Origin of the sequence: Citrobacter meridianamericanus (assembly GCF_041320245.1) — a bacterium.
In the GTDB taxonomy this organism is placed as follows: domain Bacteria; phylum Pseudomonadota; class Gammaproteobacteria; order Enterobacterales; family Enterobacteriaceae; genus Citrobacter; species Citrobacter meridianamericanus.
Genome location: NZ_CP101036.1, coordinates 577,441 through 594,879, shown reverse-complemented (window position 1 = coordinate 594,879; position 17,439 = coordinate 577,441). Strand labels below are relative to the sequence as shown.

General features: G+C 52.2%; 14 protein-coding genes and 2 tRNA genes. 3 read left to right on the top strand and 13 right to left on the bottom strand.

The annotated features are described in order from the left end of the window. Positions 1 to 48: 48 nt before the first annotated feature. The 7 genes from rpsO to NMD08_RS02845 form a co-directional block, all read right to left on the bottom strand. A complete protein-coding gene (gene rpsO, locus NMD08_RS02875) occupies positions 49 to 318 on the bottom strand; it encodes a 30S ribosomal protein S15 (protein WP_000059465.1) in 270 nt (89 codons plus the stop codon). Between the two features lie 273 nt (positions 319 to 591). Next, the gene (truB, locus tag NMD08_RS02870; protein WP_151217853.1) at positions 592 to 1,536 is read right to left on the bottom strand and encodes a tRNA pseudouridine(55) synthase TruB; all 945 of its coding nucleotides are present in this window, start codon (positions 1,534 to 1,536) and stop codon (positions 592 to 594) included. Further along, a complete protein-coding gene (rbfA, locus tag NMD08_RS02865) occupies positions 1,536 to 1,940 on the bottom strand; it encodes a 30S ribosome-binding factor RbfA (protein ID WP_003024988.1) in 405 nt (134 codons plus the stop codon). Before rbfA ends, truB begins: the two co-directional genes overlap by 1 nt. A gap of 146 nt (positions 1,941 to 2,086) precedes the next feature. Continuing rightward, positions 2,087 to 4,777 (bottom strand): translation initiation factor IF-2, encoded by a 2,691-nt coding sequence (infB, locus tag NMD08_RS02860; RefSeq protein WP_151217854.1) that lies wholly within the window; start codon positions 4,775 to 4,777, stop codon positions 2,087 to 2,089. Between the two features lie 24 nt (positions 4,778 to 4,801). After that, positions 4,802 to 6,289: a transcription termination factor NusA gene (gene nusA / locus NMD08_RS02855; protein WP_043017784.1), complete on the bottom strand. Its 1,488-nt coding sequence runs from the start codon at positions 6,287 to 6,289 to the stop codon at positions 4,802 to 4,804. Positions 6,290 to 6,317: 28 nt separating this feature from the next. After that, the gene (gene rimP / locus NMD08_RS02850) at positions 6,318 to 6,770 is read right to left on the bottom strand and encodes a ribosome maturation factor RimP (RefSeq protein ID WP_061068860.1); all 453 of its coding nucleotides are present in this window, start codon (positions 6,768 to 6,770) and stop codon (positions 6,318 to 6,320) included. Between the two features lie 207 nt (positions 6,771 to 6,977). Continuing rightward, positions 6,978 to 7,054, bottom strand: a tRNA-Met gene (locus NMD08_RS02845). Between the two features lie 334 nt (positions 7,055 to 7,388). Here NMD08_RS02845 and argG point away from each other — a divergent pair. Continuing rightward, a complete protein-coding gene (gene argG, locus NMD08_RS02840; protein ID WP_005131837.1) occupies positions 7,389 to 8,732 on the top strand; it encodes an argininosuccinate synthase in 1,344 nt (447 codons plus the stop codon). 169 nt (positions 8,733 to 8,901) lie between these two features. Here the strand turns inward: argG and NMD08_RS02835 are convergent. The 3 genes from NMD08_RS02835 to NMD08_RS02825 all read right to left on the bottom strand — a co-directional run bounded on the left by NMD08_RS02835 (position 8,902) and on the right by NMD08_RS02825 (position 10,391). Next, a tRNA-Leu gene (locus NMD08_RS02835) sits at positions 8,902 to 8,988 on the bottom strand. A gap of 9 nt (positions 8,989 to 8,997) precedes the next feature. Then, positions 8,998 to 9,330, bottom strand: a complete 333-nt coding sequence (secG, locus tag NMD08_RS02830) for a preprotein translocase subunit SecG (RefSeq protein WP_151217855.1) — start codon at positions 9,328 to 9,330, stop codon at positions 8,998 to 9,000. A gap of 167 nt (positions 9,331 to 9,497) precedes the next feature. Then, positions 9,498 to 10,391: a LysR family transcriptional regulator gene (locus NMD08_RS02825; RefSeq protein WP_151217856.1), complete on the bottom strand. Its 894-nt coding sequence runs from the start codon at positions 10,389 to 10,391 to the stop codon at positions 9,498 to 9,500. 148 nt (positions 10,392 to 10,539) lie between these two features. Here NMD08_RS02825 and iadA point away from each other — a divergent pair, with 148 nt between their 5' ends. Together iadA and dcuC are read left to right on the top strand one after the other, a co-directional pair. Next, a complete protein-coding gene (gene iadA, locus NMD08_RS02820) occupies positions 10,540 to 11,673 on the top strand; it encodes a beta-aspartyl-peptidase (RefSeq protein ID WP_151217857.1) in 1,134 nt (377 codons plus the stop codon). A gap of 10 nt (positions 11,674 to 11,683) precedes the next feature. Then, positions 11,684 to 13,150, top strand: a complete 1,467-nt coding sequence (gene dcuC, locus NMD08_RS02815; RefSeq protein ID WP_151217858.1) for a C4-dicarboxylate transporter DcuC — start codon at positions 11,684 to 11,686, stop codon at positions 13,148 to 13,150. Positions 13,151 to 13,195: 45 nt separating this feature from the next. Here dcuC and glmM read toward each other — a convergent pair whose 3' ends face one another. From glmM to ftsH, 3 genes are all read right to left on the bottom strand, one after another. Continuing rightward, the gene (gene glmM / locus NMD08_RS02810; RefSeq protein ID WP_370619469.1) at positions 13,196 to 14,533 is read right to left on the bottom strand and encodes a phosphoglucosamine mutase; all 1,338 of its coding nucleotides are present in this window, start codon (positions 14,531 to 14,533) and stop codon (positions 13,196 to 13,198) included. Next, a complete protein-coding gene (folP, locus tag NMD08_RS02805) occupies positions 14,526 to 15,374 on the bottom strand; it encodes a dihydropteroate synthase (RefSeq protein ID WP_187260107.1) in 849 nt (282 codons plus the stop codon). Before folP ends, glmM begins: the two co-directional genes overlap by 8 nt. 98 nt (positions 15,375 to 15,472) lie before the next feature. Beyond that, positions 15,473 to 17,407: an ATP-dependent zinc metalloprotease FtsH gene (gene ftsH, locus NMD08_RS02800; RefSeq protein WP_043017790.1), complete on the bottom strand. Its 1,935-nt coding sequence runs from the start codon at positions 17,405 to 17,407 to the stop codon at positions 15,473 to 15,475. Positions 17,408 to 17,439: the final 32 nt, after the last annotated feature.

Here is a 17,439-nt window from a genome sequence, read left to right as displayed (position 1 = left end):
TGGAAAAAAGGGGCCATGAAGGCCCCCTCTTTCTGAAACTCGAAAGAATTAGCGACGCAGACCCAGACGCTCGATCAGCGCGGTGTAACGTGCAACATCTTTACGTTTCAGGTAGTCGAGCAGTTTACGACGCTGAGAAACCATGCGCAGCAGACCACGACGGCTGTGGTGATCTTTTTTGTGCTCTGCAAAGTGGCCCTGCAGGTGGTTAATCTGTGCAGTCAACAGAGCAACCTGAACATCGGTAGAACCGGTGTCGTTTGCATCACGACCAAACTCAGAAACGATTTTAGCGGTAGCTTCAGTACTTAGAGACATTTTAAAACTCCAAAGTGTTAAGAATGAAAGGATGCCGATCTCTAATTCAGCTATCCCAGTGTATACACTTTATCCTTCAAACTGACTCTGCGTTGGCTGCGTCCGCTCACCTCAGTCACTTACCTAAGTAAGCTCCTAAGGATTCTCAGACTTGCCGCCTTGATGCAGCTCAAATGATTTTGTGTATACGCCACGCACATTGTTAAACAATTTACGCGACGTTAAGCGGCAGTATTCTACTCGCAGCGCCCTTTTATCGCAAGACAGAGAGCGTTATGCCGGATATTCAACCACCAGGCGACGGGGGGCGACGCGACCTTCATCGTCGATCTCCCCCATGCCAATAAATTTACCGTCATCGCCTTCCGTCACACGCACCAGGCCTTCCAGCGGGGCACCTGTCGTACGTACCGGGTTACCATTTTTAAAGTAAACCGACGATGTTAAAGGCAAATTAACCACCGGATAGTCCGATGCCGGACTGTCCATTGGCATCAGCAAAGGATCAAGCAACTGCGCCGCCGGAATATTTTGCTGTTCGGCCTGTTCAGCCAGTTCACGCAAATGCTCCAGCGTGACCATACGATCCACCGGATACTTGCTGACCGTCAGACGACGCAGATACGTTACGTGTGCGCCGCAGCCCAGCTTCTCACCGAGATCGTCAACGATGGTGCGAATATAGGTGCCTTTGGAGCAGTGAACTTCCAGTTCCAGCTCGTTACCTTCGTGGCGAATAAACAACAGCTCATAGACGGTAATCGGTCGCGCTTCACGCGGAACTTCAATACCCTGACGCGCATATTCGTACAGCTTCTTACCCTGATACTTCAGCGCCGAATACATTGAGGGAATCTGCTCGATATCGCCGCGGAAAGTCTCCAGCGCACTTGCAAGCTGCTCAGCGGTGAAAGTTACCGGACGTTCCTGCACGATTTGCCCATCGGCATCAGAGGTATCAGTACGCTGACCCAGACGGGCAACCACACGATAGCGTTTATCAGAATCCAGCAAATACTGTGAAAATTTCGTCGCTTCACCGAGGCAGATAGGCAGCATGCCTGTCGCCAGCGGATCCAGCGCGCCGGTATGTCCCGCGCGGTTGGCATTATAGATGCGCTTTACTTTTTGCAGTACGTCATTGCTGGACATGCCTTGCGGTTTGTCCAGCAGCAGAACACCGTGAATGTCGCGACCACGACGACGAGGACGACTCATCAGTCCTCCTTGCTGTCGTCCGCTGGGTTCACACGACGCTCATCGTCATGTTTCACCACGCTGGTCACCAGGTTGGACATGCGCATCCCTTCTACCAGCGAGTTGTCGTAGAAGAAGGTCAACTCAGGCACGATTCGCAGACGCATGGCTTTACCCAGCAGAGAGCGGATAAAACCAGAGGCTTCCTGCAGTGCCTTAATGCCGTTTTTCACGGCCGCTTCGTCCTGGTCGTTAAGGAAGGTCACGAACACTTTGGCATAGGCCAGATCACGGGACATCTCAACACCAGACACGGTAGTCATCATGCCCACGCGTGGGTCTTTGATTTCGCGTTGCAGGATGAGTGCGATTTCTTTCTGCATCTCCTGCGCGACACGCTGTGGGCGACCAAATTCTTTCGCCATAATAAATTCTCCAGAATAAAGACAAAAAAGGGGCAATAAGCCCCTTTTTAAATTTCTTGCCGGGTGGCGCTTCGCTTACCCGGCCTACGCTTATTCATCTTCTCAGGATTTTGGGCTGCAAGTTGCGGCCCAAAAGACGACGAAGATTATGCGATGGTACGTTTGATCTCGATGATCTCGAACACTTCGATCATATCGCCAACGCGAACATCGTTGTAGTTCTTAACGCCGATACCACATTCCATGCCGTTACGGACTTCGTTGACGTCATCTTTGAAGCGGCGCAGGGATTCCAGCTCGCCTTCATAGATAACCACGTTATCGCGCAGTACGCGGATTGGGTTGTGACGTTTAATCGTACCTTCGGTAACCATACAGCCTGCGATAGCGCCGAATTTCGGTGATTTGAACACATCACGAACTTCAGCCAGACCGATGATCTGCTGTTTCAGCTCCGGAGACAGCATGCCGCTCATCGCCGCTTTCACTTCGTCGATCAGATGATAGATGACGGAGTAGTAACGCAGATCCAGGCTTTCAGATTCGATAACTTTGCGTGCAGAGGCATCAGCACGGACGTTGAAGCCAACCAGAATCGCGTTGGATGCCGCAGCCAGGGTCGCGTCGGTTTCGGTGATACCACCCACGCCGGAACCGATGATCTTCACTTTTACTTCGTCGGTAGACAGTTTCAGTAAAGAGTCGGAAATCGCTTCGACAGAACCCTGCACGTCGGCTTTCAGGACGATGTTCACTTCGTGAACTTCACCATCAGTCATGTTAGCGAACATGTTTTCAAGTTTAGATTTCTGCTGACGAGCCAGTTTAACTTCACGGAATTTGCCCTGACGATACAGTGCAACTTCACGGGCTTTCTTCTCGTCACGAACCACGGTGACTTCGTCACCAGCCGCCGGAACACCGGACAGACCGAGGATTTCCACCGGAATGGACGGACCCGCTTCCAGGACTTCCTGACCCAATTCGTTACGCATCGCACGAACGCGACCGTATTCAAAACCACAGAGTACGATGTCGCCTTTGTGCAGCGTACCTTCACGCACCAGTACGGTAGCAACCGGACCACGACCTTTATCCAGGAAGGATTCGATAACCGCACCGCTCGCCATACCCTTACGGACAGCCTTCAGTTCCAGAACTTCAGCCTGCAGCAGAATAGCATCCAGCAGCTCATCGATACCGGTACCCGCTTTCGCAGAAACGTGGACGAACTGGCTCTCGCCGCCCCACTCTTCCGGCATGATGCCGTACTGGGACAGTTCGTTTTTAACGCGATCAGGATCCGCTTCTGGTTTATCGATCTTGTTGACTGCAACCACTACCGGCACACCTGCCGCTTTCGCGTGCTGGATTGCTTCGATAGTCTGCGGCATCACGCCGTCGTCTGCTGCAACAACCAGAACAACGATATCCGTTGCCTGAGCACCACGAGCACGCATGGAGGTAAACGCGGCGTGACCCGGAGTATCCAGGAAGGTGATCATACCGTTGTCAGTTTCAACGTGGTACGCACCGATGTGCTGAGTGATGCCGCCTGCTTCGCCAGAGGCCACTTTCGTAGAACGAATGTAGTCCAGCAGAGACGTTTTACCGTGGTCAACGTGACCCATGATGGTGACTACCGGTGCGCGCGGTTCAGCCGCTGCGCCGGTGTCACGGTCGCTCATTACTGCTTCTTCCAGCTCGTTTTCACGACGCAGGATAACTTTATGGCCCATCTCTTCGGCAACCAGCTGTGCGGTTTCCTGGTCGATGACCTGGTTGATGGTCGCCATTGCACCCAGTTTCATCATCGCTTTGATGACCTGAGAGCCTTTAACTGCCATCTTGTTCGCCAGATCGCCAACGGTGATGGTTTCGCCGATCACAACGTCACGGTTAACGGCCTGAGCCGGCTTCTGGAAGCCCTGCTGCAGAGCGGAACCTTTACGCTGCTTACCGCCTTTACCACCGCGAACCGCTGCACGCGCTTCTTCACGGTCAGCTTTAGATTCAGCGTGTTTGTTGCCTTTTTTCGCCGGACGCGCGGCTTTCGCGCTGCGAGTACGACCACGACCGCCTTCAACTTCACGATCGTTCTCGTCTTCAGCCTGGCGAGCATGCTGGGAAGTGGTGACGTGATAATCGCTGGTATCTTCAACAGGTTCAGCGTTATTCACACCATTTTTCTCGTTTTCTTCCGCCATACGGCGAGCTTCTTCCGCTACGCGGCGCGCTTCTTCTTCAAGCTTGCGACGTGCTTCTTCTTCCGCTTTACGCTTCAGTTCAGCGGCTTCATTTTCACGGCGGGCTTTTTCGGCCTGGGCGGTTTTAGTCATATCGTCGGTCTGTTGATTGCTCACTTTGTCTTTTTCCGCAGCTTCACGTTTCGCTTTATCAGCGGCTTCACGCTTAGCTTGTTCTGCGGCCTCACGTTCGGCTTTTTGTTGCGCCTCGCGTTTGGCAGCTTCTTCTGCCTCACGACGGGCTTGCTCTTCCGCTTCACGCTGCGCCTGCTCTTCCGCGGCCAGGCGTTCAGCCTCTTGCGGATCGCGTTTCACAAAGGTGCGTGTCTTGCGGACTTCTATTTGTACCGATTTGCTTTTCCCACCGGTACCTGGAATATTGAGAGTACTGCGCGTTTTACGCTGCAATGTCAACTTATCCGGCGCTGAGCCGTTTTCACGGTTCAGGTGCGCCAGTAAGGTTTGTTTCTCTTGTGCGGATACAGAGTCGTCAGCAGACTTCGGGATACCTGCATCAGCAAATTGCTGTACCAGGCGATCCACGGAGGTCTGTATCTCTGCAGCCAGCGTTTTTACGGTTACATCTGTCATACTGTTCCTTCCTGCTACAGTTTATTACGCTTCGTCGCCGAACCAGCAAATATTACGGGCAGCCATAATCAGCTCACCGGCTTTTTCGTCGGTCAACCCTTCGATATCAGCCAGATCATCAATGCCCTGTTCAGCGAGATCTTCCAGCGTACAAACACCACGGGCAGCCAGTTTGAAGGCCATCTCACGATCCAATCCTTCCAGATTCAGCAGATCGTCAGCCGGTTTGTTATCACCGAGGCTTTCTTCCTGGGCCAGTGCCAGAGTGGTCAGTGCGTTTTTAGCACGCTCGCGCAGCGCTTCAACGGTCTGTTCATCCAGGCCGTCAATTTCCAGCAGCTCTTTCATTGGCACGTAGGCCAGTTCTTCCAGCGTCGCAAAACCTTCTTCCACCAGAACTGTCGCGAAATCTTCATCGATATCGAGATATTTGGTGAAGGTGTCAATGGCTGCATGTGCTTCAGCCTGATGCTTCGCCTGCAGGTCATCAACGGTCATCACGTTGAGTTCCCAACCGCTCAGTTGTGAAGCCAGGCGGACGTTCTGACCATTACGTCCAATCGCCTGCGCCAGGTTACCGGCTTCAACCGCGATATCCATGGTGTGTTTGTCTTCATCCACCACGATAGAAGCGACGTCTGCTGGTGCCATTGCGTTAATCACGAACTGCGCCGGGTTATCATCCCACAGGACGATATCAATACGCTCGCCACCCAGTTCGGTAGAAACCGCCTGAACGCGCGCACCGCGCATACCCACACACGCACCGACCGGATCAATACGCTTGTCGTTGGTCTTAACGGCGATTTTCGCACGCGATCCAGGATCGCGGGCTGCCGCTTTAATTTCGATCACTTCTTCGCCAATTTCCGGCACTTCGATGCGGAACAGTTCAACCAGCATTTCCGGTTTGGAACGGGTTACGAACAGTTGCGCACCGCGCGCTTCCGGGCGTACAGAGTACAGAACGCCACGAATACGGTCACCTGGACGGAAGTTTTCACGCGGCAGCATGTCTTCACGCAGGATCACGGCTTCAGCATTGCTGCCCAGATCCAGAGAAATGTTGTCGCGGTTTACTTTCTTCACCACGCCAGTAACAATTTCGCCTTCGTGCTCGCGGAATTGATCAACAACCATTGCACGTTCAGCTTCACGTACTTTCTGTACGATAACCTGTTTCGCGGTCTGGGTGGTGATACGGTCAAAGGTGACAGACTCAATCTGATCTTCAACATATTCGCCCACGTTCAGACTTTCGTCTTCGAAACGTGCTGCTTCCAGCGTAATTTCTTTGGTCGGCTGAGTAACTTCTTCTACGATTACCCAACGACGGAAGGTATCGAAATCACCGCTTTTACGATCGATTTCTACGCGAACGTCGATCTCTTGCTCATATTTTTTCTTTGTTGCTGTAGCCAGCGCACTTTCCAGCGCTTCAAAAATTTTCTCGCGTGGCAGCGCTTTTTCGTTGGATACGGCTTCAACAACAGCCAAAATTTCTTTGTTCATCGCGGGCTTTTCACCTCAATCCAGACTGTTAAAAGTGGGGAACCAGGTTCGCCTTCTGGATATTACTCAGCGCGAACACTTCATCTTTACCGTCGACTGTGACCGTGATCATCTCACCGTCCACCGCTTTGATAACGCCCTGCCATTTACGGCGGTTTTGTACAGCCATACGAAGAACCAGCGTGACTTCTTCACCCAGGAAACGCACGTAGTGTTCAGCGGTGAACAAAGGACGGTCGAGACCCGGAGAGGAGACTTCCAGGTTATAGGCAACGGTGATCGGGTCTTCGACATCCATCACGGCGCTTACCTGATGGCTCACATCAGCACAATCATCAACATTGATGCCATCTTCACTATCAATATAGATGCGCAGTGTGGATGTGCGACCGCGAATAAATTCGATGCCGACTAGTTCGTAGCCCAGAGCTTCAACTGGCGCTGTAATCATCTCTGTTAATTTTTGCTCTAATGTGGACAAGCCCACCCCCAAGACATAAAAAAAGGGCCTAAAGCCCAGTTATTCTGTAGTCAGATAACAAAAAACCCCGATAAATCGGGGCTTTAGATAACTGAACCCTATAACCGCACCTGCGGTTCGGAGAACCTTCCGAAAGAATTTTTTTCAAATCCAGCTACGAAGGCCTAAGTCTTCACAGTATATTTGAAAAAGAACTCTAAGGGAAAGTGGTTGCGGGGGCCGGATTTGAACCGACGACCTTCGGGTTATGAGCCCGACGAGCTACCAGGCTGCTCCACCCCGCGCCTGAAACGTGGCAAATTTTACGCGTTTTGGGTAAAAAATGCAAATACTGCTGGGATTTGGTACCGAGGACGGGACGTAAAATCTGCGCACAGTATATTGATTCACTATGCGGTATGTCAACCTTGTTACGACTATGCAAATCAATGAATGCTGGCCCGCGGATGTTCAGCAAGATAAATATGCTATCCACGCCGTTATTTAACGAAATTATCACTAAACTCTTCCTGTCACCCAGAAAAGATGATTAAATGAAAACTCATTTATTTTGCATAAAAATGCAATCAGTATAATAAGCCGACCTCTTCACCAGTCTATCAAGCAGGGTTTTATTTTATGACGACGATTCTCAAGCATCTCCCGGTAGGTCAACGTATTGGTATCGCTTTTTCCGGCGGCCTGGACACCAGTGCAGCACTGCTGTGGATGCGACAAAAAGGGGCTGTCCCATATGCATATACTGCGAATTTGGGCCAGCCAGATGAGGATGACTATGACGCCATCCCTCGCCGTGCAATGGAATATGGTGCTGAGAATGCTCGCCTGGTAGATTGCCGTAAGCAGCTGGTTGCCGAAGGGATCGCAGCCATTCAGTGCGGTGCATTCCACAATACCACCGGCGGACTAACCTATTTCAATACCACTCCGCTGGGCCGTGCAGTCACTGGCACCATGCTGGTTGCTGCCATGAAAGAAGATGGCGTAAATATCTGGGGTGACGGCAGCACCTATAAAGGGAACGATATTGAACGTTTCTATCGTTACGGTCTGCTGACCAACGCCGAACTGCAGATTTACAAACCATGGCTGGATACCGACTTCATCGACGAACTCGGTGGTCGCCATGAGATGTCTGAATTTATGATTGCCTGTGGTTTCGACTACAAAATGTCCGTTGAGAAAGCGTATTCCACAGACTCCAATATGCTCGGCGCGACCCACGAAGCTAAAGATCTCGAGTTCCTGAACTCCAGCGTCAAAATCGTCAATCCGATTATGGGCGTGAAATTCTGGGATGAGAGCGTGAAGATCCCAGCAGAAGAAGTTACCGTACGTTTTGAGCAGGGTCATCCGGTTGCACTGAACGGTAAAACCTTCAGCGACGACGTTGAGATGATGCTGGAAGCCAACCGTATCGGTGGCCGTCACGGTCTGGGTATGAGCGATCAGATTGAAAACCGTATTATTGAAGCGAAGAGCCGCGGCATTTACGAAGCCCCGGGGATGGCGTTGCTGCATATCGCCTACGAGCGTCTGCTGACCGGTATTCACAACGAAGACACCATCGAGCAGTATCACGCGCACGGTCGCCAGTTGGGTCGTCTGTTGTATCAGGGCCGCTGGTTCGACTCTCAGGCGCTGATGCTACGTGATGGTCTACAGCGTTGGGTTGCCAGCCAGATTACGGGTGAAGTTACGCTGGAACTGCGTCGCGGTAATGACTACTCAATCCTCAACACCGTGTCAGACAATCTGACTTACAAACCAGAACGTCTGACCATGGAAAAAGGCGATTCGGTATTCTCTCCGGACGATCGTATCGGTCAGTTGACCATGCGTAATCTGGATATCACCGATACCCGCGAGAAGCTGTTTGGCTACGCGCAGTCTGGCCTGCTCACCGCCTCTTCCGCAACCGGCCTGCCGCAGGTTGAGAATCTGGAAAACAAAGCGAAATAAACATTCATCATCTTAAGGCCGCGAAAGCGGCCTTTTTTATGCGCGGAATATGAGAGATATGGCTTGTAATAATGTCGGATGGCGGCGTAAACGCCTTATCAGGCCTACAGCACAGCTACAAATGACAGACGAAAAAAAAGACGCTTTTCAGCGTCTTTTTTCCGGAATTTGGTACCGAGGATGGGACTCGAACCCACAAGCCCGTTAGGGCACTACCACCTCAAGGTAGCGTGTCTACCAATTCCACCACCTCGGTACAGAATACTTAGCGTGGGATGTCGCTGGTCGGCTGAGCCGGAGCAGCTGGCTGAGTTTGCTCGGTTTTCACCGGTGCGCTCAGATTTTCCCACTCACTTCCTTTATTGGTCTTGTTGCTGTTCATGTTACCCAGCACCAGACTGATAATGAAGAACAAGGTTCCTAATACAGCTGTCATACGGGTCATGAAGTTACCAGAACCACTTGAACCAAACAGAGTACCAGAAGCGCCTGCGCCAAAAGAGGCTCCCATATCAGCGCCTTTGCCTTGCTGCAGCATGATCAAGCCTACCAGGCCAATTGCCACAATAAGGAAAACTACTAAAAGAGCTTCGTGCATAATCAACCTGTTCCTTGCGGAGTTGCCGCGTACAATGCTTCGACCATTAAAGCGGGAATATTTACTGTTTCCCACTGAAGCGGGTGTGAATACTAACCAAAGCGAATAACCTTCGCAAGGGCAATTTGTTAGCATTGTATCAACTGCGGAAAAAATCGCCACATCAATCAAAAACGCAGCAACTTCTCCCAGCATCTCTGCATGACGGCACGTTGATCGTCAAGATTCGCCCATACCACAACGGGGATTTCACAAATCAGATCTGCGTTTTCCGGCCAGCAATGAATAATTTGCTGATTCACCAGCTCCTCCGCCACCATCGACTCGGGTAACCATGCCATCCCCATATGGCGTAGAACCATTTCTCGTATTGTTTCGCTTAAACCACTCTCAAACACTTTTTTCAGACGTGGGCGAACACGCTGTTCAGCTGGCTCAATAATGCGTCTGACAAAGGTGTAATCGCTGTAGCAAAGCCACGGGATCGGTGCATGCAGATCGTTAAGCACATTAGCAAGTTGCGCAGAAATAACCGGTATAAATCGCTCATATCGCCATAGCGAACGCTTTAATCCTCCGGCGATCTCCAGCCCCGGCTGCGCAGACGGCAAATCATATGTCACCAGCAGATCGATTTGCCGGTCTATCAGGGCGTTAAAGTGGTTGTCTATCCCCTGAATGCTGGCATTTACCGTGAAATTTAACTGCGGTTCACTTTGTCGCAGATAGTTGATCATATCCGGCAAGATATTCACCGACAGCGTATGCAGGCTAACCATTACCAGCGTATTGTCCGTTGCTGGCATCATCGCCGCCAGCTCGTGGCGCGCCTCTGTTAACGTGCTGAGGACGTGCCGGGCATACGGTTCAAAGCGCTCACCATAATGCGTCAGCGTAACGGGAGTCGTGGTCCGGTCAAACAATGGCACCCCCAACACCTCTTCCAGCGCCTTTATACGGCGACTGAGCGCTGGTTGAGTAATATGCCGCTGCGCTGCGGCCTGAGAGTAGTTTCCATGCTGACTCAATGCCAGAAAATCTTCCAGCCACTTACAATCCACGTTGAACTCTCCACCATGCCATAACCGCATCCTCCAATAACAAATCGGTAATAGTCATAGTTATAGTAATGGCTTTATGGTGGGCATCATAACAACAATATTCCGTTTCACCTGCCGACTCTCACCCTCGACGTTTGACAGGACCGATATGTTTACTTTATTGACCAATGCCCGTATTTTTTCTCCGGAGGATTTAGGCCTCTGCTCCCTGCTCATTCATGCCGACCGCATTGTTGCGGTGGAAAAAGATATTTCTCTGTTTGATAGTGTCGACGAGGTCATTGATTGTCGGGGGAAATGGGTTATCCCTGGCATCATCGATCAGCATGTCCATCTTACCGGTGGCGGTGGCGAAGCCGGATTTGCCAGTCGCACACCAGCCGTTAAGCTGCGAGACCTGATTCAGGCAGGTATTACCACGGTTGTCGGCGTGTTGGGTACCGATGCCATTTCTCGTTCCCCCAAAGATCTCTACGCTAAAATGCAATCGCTCAACCTTGAGGGATTACGCGCGTTTATGCATACGGGAGCCTACGCGGTACCCAGCCCAACCATTACGCGATCCATCCGCGATGATATGACGTTCATTCCGGCGATTCTTGGCGTAAAAATCGCCCTCGCCGATCACCGTGGTTCTTACCCCTCTTTCCAGGAATTACTGAGGATAGTCAGTGATATCCGCGTAGCTTCCCTGCTGGCAGGGAAAAAAGGGTTGCTGCATGTTCACCTGGGGAATCTGCCAGAAGGGATGTCACAGCTTATTGAACTGTGTGATGCAGGCATTCCGATTCACCACATTTCACCAACCCATGTTGCGAGAACAGAGCCCTTGTTTGAACAGGCAATTGCTTTCGCCCATCGCGGCGGCCATATTGACGTGACATCCGGTGGTAGTCGCTTCATGCCTCAGGAACAGGCGATCCTCCATGCTCTGGAAGCCCAGGTCCCGGCCGATCGCATCACGATCAGCTCTGATGGTAATGGTAGCGTTCCGCGGTTTAACGCTCAGGGGATCGTGGAAGGTTTAAGCGCAGCACCGGTCGCAGGTAACCTTAATCTACTTCCTCGCCTGATTGATGTGGGGATTCCGGTGCCACAGGCGATTGCGATGTTGACGGCAAACGTGGCGCGCTCGCTGGGTATTTCCGGTGGTGTACTCTGCGCCGGGGAACGTGCCGATATTTGTGTACTCAACGATGACCTCTCGCTGGCCCATCTGTTTGCTGCGGGTAAGCCGTTGCTACGGAATGGCGAGTGCCAGGTTACCGGCAACTTCGAGTAAGGGGGCGAGAATGTCATTATTATTGGCGCTACTCGCCATCATTTTTGCCGGACGTCTGATCCTCAAAAAATATCACCCCCAGTCGGTGCTGCTCCTGACCGGGATTGTGCTGCTGCTCATCGCGCATTTTAGCGGGATGACCACGCTCAGCAGCCTGGTGAAAAAGAGCACCGGATTTGGTCCCTTTGACGCCTTTGAGTTTATCCGCGATACCCTGAGCGTGCGTCTCGGCGGCCTCGGGCTGCAAATTATGCTGATCGGTGGGTTCGCCACCTATATGTCAGCCATTGGCGCAAGCCAGGTGCTGGTTCGGGTAACGTCTCGTCCTTTGCAGCGTCTGAACTCACCGTACCTGCTGTTGGGCCTGGCGTTACTACTGGGCCAATTCCTGTCGCTGTTTATCAGCAGCGCCACCGGACTTGGCCTGCTGTTGATGGCGACGCTTTACCCGTTACTGACCCGTCTTGGCTGTAGTCGCGCCGCCGTTGCCGCCGTTATCGCCAGCACCTGTGCGGTTGAATTTGGTCCGGGTTCCGGCAACTCAGTTCTCGCCGCTAAAACCGCCGGCATTGAGGTGGTGAATTATTTCGTGCAGGATCAGTTGCCAATCGTTGTCCCCGTTATTCTGTTCATCGCCCTGCTGCATATTGTTGTACAACGCTTTTTCGACCGTCGTGAAATTGGTGACAATGTGGCTCAGCAAATGCAAACACTAACGTCTTCCGATGAAGCCGATGCACCGATCGCCTGGCTGTTTCTGCCCATGCTCCCACTGGTGTTGATGCTGGTGTGCAGCGATTTAGTATTCAGCTCGCTCAAAATTACGCTCGATACCGCCGTACTGATAAGTCTTGCCATTACCCTGATCTTTGAGTACTGCCGCCACCGTAAGGCACGCGACGTGATGGCCGGCGTACAAAAAGTTTTCGACAGCATGGGCAGCGTATTTGCCACCGTGGTGACGCTGATTATCGCCGGTGAAGTTTTTTCTGCCGGACTGAAAGCCATTGGCGCCGTCGACGCACTACTGTCGCTTTCTGGTGAATTTGGCCTCAGCGCCGCCTCGATTATCCTGCTAATGACGCTGATCACCTTTGCGATTTCCGCCCTGATGGGCTCCGGGAATGCGGCATTTTTCTCATTCGCCCCAATGGTACCGGACATCAGCCGTCATATCGGTAGCGACATCGCAGTCATGATGTTGCCTATCCAGATCTCGGCGGGCATTGGTCGTACGTTATCCCCCATTGCCGGCGTCATCATTGCTATCGCGGGAATCGCTGGCGTTTCGCCAGTCGATATTGTTAAGCGCACCGCAATTCCGATGCTGGGCGGTTGGTTACTGATGATTGCGTTGACTTTTGCCCGGTCAGGGCATTTGCTGGCAATACTGCCGTGGCTGGCAGTCCTTGTACTGCTGATGGTCGCCGGTTACTTCTGGCAGCGCAGACGTAAACAGCCGCTTGCCGTACAGTAAAAAAAAAGCCGGAGTCTCTGACTCCGGCTTTCGCTGTTTAAGTGATTACACTGCTTTCACGGCATCTGCAATACGGTGTGCTAATTCAGTCACCTGCGCTTCGTCTTCACCTTCAACCATCACGCGAATCAACGGTTCAGTACCTGATTTACGCAGCAGGACACGTCCACGATTGCCCAGCGCCGTTTCAACTTCGGTCATCACCGCTTTTACGTTTTCATGCTCCAGCGGATCGCCGCCACCTGCGGTGTAACGTACGTTAACCAGCAGTTGTGGGAACATTTTCATGCCGCTGCACAGGTCGTGCAAACTCATATGGTTGCGCACCATCGCCGCCAGGACCTGCAAACCCGCCACGATGCCGTCACCAGTGGTGGTTTTGTCCAGCAGGATCACATGGCCTGAGTTTTCGGCACCGATACGCCAGCCTTTTTCCTGCATTTTTTCCAGTACGTAGCGGTCGCCGACTTTCGCGCGGGCAAACGGAATACCCAGCTGTTTCAACGCCAGCTCGAGGCCCATGTTGCTCATCAGTGTGCCTACCGCGCCACCGCGCAACTGCCCCTGACGCAGGGCTTCACGAGCGATGATGTACATGATCTGATCGCCATCGACCTTATTACCTTCGTGGTCAACCATAATGACACGGTCGCCATCGCCGTCCATCGCTATCCCCAGATCGGCTTTTTCCGCAATCACGCGCGCCTGCAGGGCACGGACGTCGGTGGCGCCAACTTCTTCATTGATGTTCACGCCGTTTGGCTCACAGCCAATAGCAATCACGTTCGCACCCAGCTCGCGCAGTACATTTGGCGCAATGTGGTACGTCGCACCGTTGGCGCAATCCACCACGATTTTAAGCTCACTCAGGCTTAGCTCATTCGGGAAGGTGCCTTTGCAAAACTCGATATAGCGACCAGCAGCATCAACGATACGGGTAGCTTTACCCAGCTCAGCCGAATCTACACAGGTGATCGCTTTTTCCATTTCGGCTTCGATAGCTTCTTCAACGGCATCCGGCAGTTTAGTCCCGTCGATGGAGAAGAATTTAATCCCGTTGTCATAGTACGGGTTGTGCGAAGCAGAGATAACAATCCCGGCCTCAGCACGGAAAGCGCGAGTCAGATAAGCAACAGCAGGAGTTGGCATTGGGCCCGTGAAAGAGGCAGAAAGACCGGCAGCAGCCAGACCCGCTTCCAGCGCAGACTCCAGCATATAGCCAGAGATACGCGTATCTTTACCGATAATAATTTTACGTGACCCATGACGTGCCAGCACTTTACCTGCAGCCCACCCCAGTTTAAGGACAAAGTCAGGAGTAATAGGGGCGTCGCCTACGCGTCCGCGAATTCCATCAGTGCCAAAATATTTACGATTACTCATAGCGTTTTTTTTCCTTTGCAGACAATGTGGCTTCCACCACACGCATCGCTTCTACGGTTTCTTTGACGTCATGGACACGAACAATCTGCGCCCCCTGCATTGCGGCAATGACCGCGCACGCCAGACTGCCGCTCAGGCGTTCGGATGGCCCCACATTCAGCAGTTGGCCAATCATTGATTTTCGTGACATTCCAACCAGCAGCGGCAGATTAAAATGATGAAACTCCGCCAGACGTGCCAGTAATGTGTAGTTGTGGGTGAGATTTTTACCGAATCCGAACCCGGGGTCGAGCAACAATTTATCTTTTGTGATTCCAGCCCGTTCACAACGCGCTATTTGCTCAACAAAATAACGATTTACATCAGCAAAAACATCCTCGTATTTTGGTGCTTCCTGCATGGTTTTCGGCTGCCCCTGCATATGCATCAGGCAAACTGGCAATCCGGATTCCGCTGCAGCTTCCAGCGCTCCGGGTTCCGAGAGTGAGCGAATGTCATTAATGATATGTGCGCCGGCTCTGGCGCTTTCGCGAATCACTTCCGGTTTTGAGGTATCGACAGAAATCCACACTTCAAAACGCTGAGCAATCGCCTCCACTACCGGGATCACTCGCTGCAACTCTTCTTCGACGCTCACATCGGCAGCACCTGGACGCGTGGATTCACCACCCACATCAATGATAGTCGCCCCGGCGTTAATCATCAGGTTGGCGTGTTTCACCGCCTCAACCAGAGAATTGTGCGCCCCGCCATCGGAAAAAGAATCTGGGGTGACATTCAAAATCCCCATGACATGTGGATGGCTGAGATCCAGTGAAGAACCCTGAGCAAAGAGTTTCATAGCTTTATCCCTGAAAAAATCTTGAATATGCAGATAAGAAAAACCCCGGAGCAAGCCCCAGGGTTTTCAATTAAAACACGGTCATCATCAACGATAACTTATTTGTCGCCCAGTTGCTCTGACATGGTGCCAGAGTCCGGCGCACGCGGTTCATCAACCGGACGCGGTGCGCTAGGCTTACCGGTGCTGCCAGAGTTGTTGTTAGAAGAACCCGGTTCTTCCCAACCCGCTGGCGGACGCACGTCGCGGCGAGCCATCAAATCGTCAATCTGCGGTGCATCGATGGTCTCATATTTCATGAGCGCATCTTTCATCGAGTGCAGAATATCCATGTTTTCATTCAACAGACGACGCGCACGGTCATAGTTACGTTCAATCAGCAGTTTAACTTCCTGATCGATAATGCGAGCCGTTTCATCGGACATATGTTTAGCTTTCGCCACAGAACGTCCCAGGAACACTTCGCCTTCTTCTTCAGCATACAGCAACGGTCCGAGTTTCTCGGAGAAGCCCCACTGAGTAACCATGTTACGCGCCAGATTGGTCGCGACCTTAATGTCGTTCGACGCACCGGTAGAAACGTGCTCAACACCGTAGATGATCTCTTCCGCCAGACGACCGCCGTACAGCGTGGAGATCTGGCTTTCCAGTTTCTGACGGCTGGCGCTAATTGCGTCGCCTTCAGGCAGGAAGAAGGTCACACCCAGTGCACGACCGCGCGGGATAATCGTCACTTTGTGCACCGGATCGTGTTCCGGTACCAGGCGACCGATAATCGCGTGGCCTGCTTCGTGGTACGCGGTAGATTCTTTCTGCGCTTCCGTCATCACCATGGAGCGACGTTCCGCACCCATCATGATTTTGTCTTTCGCTTTCTCGAACTCAACCATCGACACGACGCGCTTGTTGCCGCGAGCAGCAAACAGCGCCGCTTCGTTCACCAGGTTCGCGAGGTCCGCACCAGAGAAGCCTGGCGTACCACGTGCAATGATTGCCGCATCGATATCCGGAGACAGCGGTACGCGACGCATATGCACTTTCAGGATCTGTTCACGACCGCGAACGTCCGGCAGACCAACCACAACCTGACGGTCGAAACGGCCTGGACGCAACAGCGCAGGGTCAAGTACGTCCGGACGGTTAGTTGCCGCGATAACGATAATACCTTCGTTACCTTCGAAGCCGTCCATCTCAACCAGCATCTGGTTCAGCGTCTGCTCACGTTCATCGTGACCACCGCCCAGACCTGCGCCACGCTGGCGACCTACGGCGTCGATTTCATCGATAAAGATGATGCACGGTGCCGCTTTCTTGGCTTGTTCGAACATGTCACGCACACGAGATGCACCAACACCGACGAACATTTCCACGAAATCAGAACCGGAAATTGTGAAGAAAGGAACCTTCGCCTCACCTGCGATAGCTTTTGCCAGCAGAGTTTTACCTGTACCCGGAGGACCGACCATCAGGACGCCTTTCGGGATTTTACCGCCCAGCTTCTGGAAACGGCTCGGTTCGCGCAGATACTCAACCAGTTCAGCAACTTCTTCTTTTGCTTCGTCACAACCAGCAACGTCAGCAAAAGTAGTTTTGATCTGATCTTCCGTTAGCATGCGCGCTTTGCTCTTACCGAACGACATGGCACCTTTGCCACCACCGCCCTGCATTTGACGCATGAAGAAGATCCAGACACCAATCAGCAGCAGCATTGGGAACCAGGAAATGAAGATAGAAGCCAGCAGGCTCGGCTCTTCAGGCGGTTCGCCAACAACTTTGACGTTTTTGGTCAGCAGGTTATCAAGCAGCTTCGGATCGTTAACCGGAATGTAGGTCGTGTAACGGTTACTATCTTTCTTGGTAACGTTAATCTCACGTCCGTTGATCTTCGCTTCACGAACCTGGTCCTGATTGACCTCTTGCAGGAAGGTAGAGTAATCAACCTTACGGCCATTAGACTCGCTGGGCCCAAAGCTCTGGAATACTGACATCAGCACAACGGCAATGACCAGCCAGAGAATTAGGTTTTTCGCCATGTCACTCAAGGGATTAACCTCATATTACAACT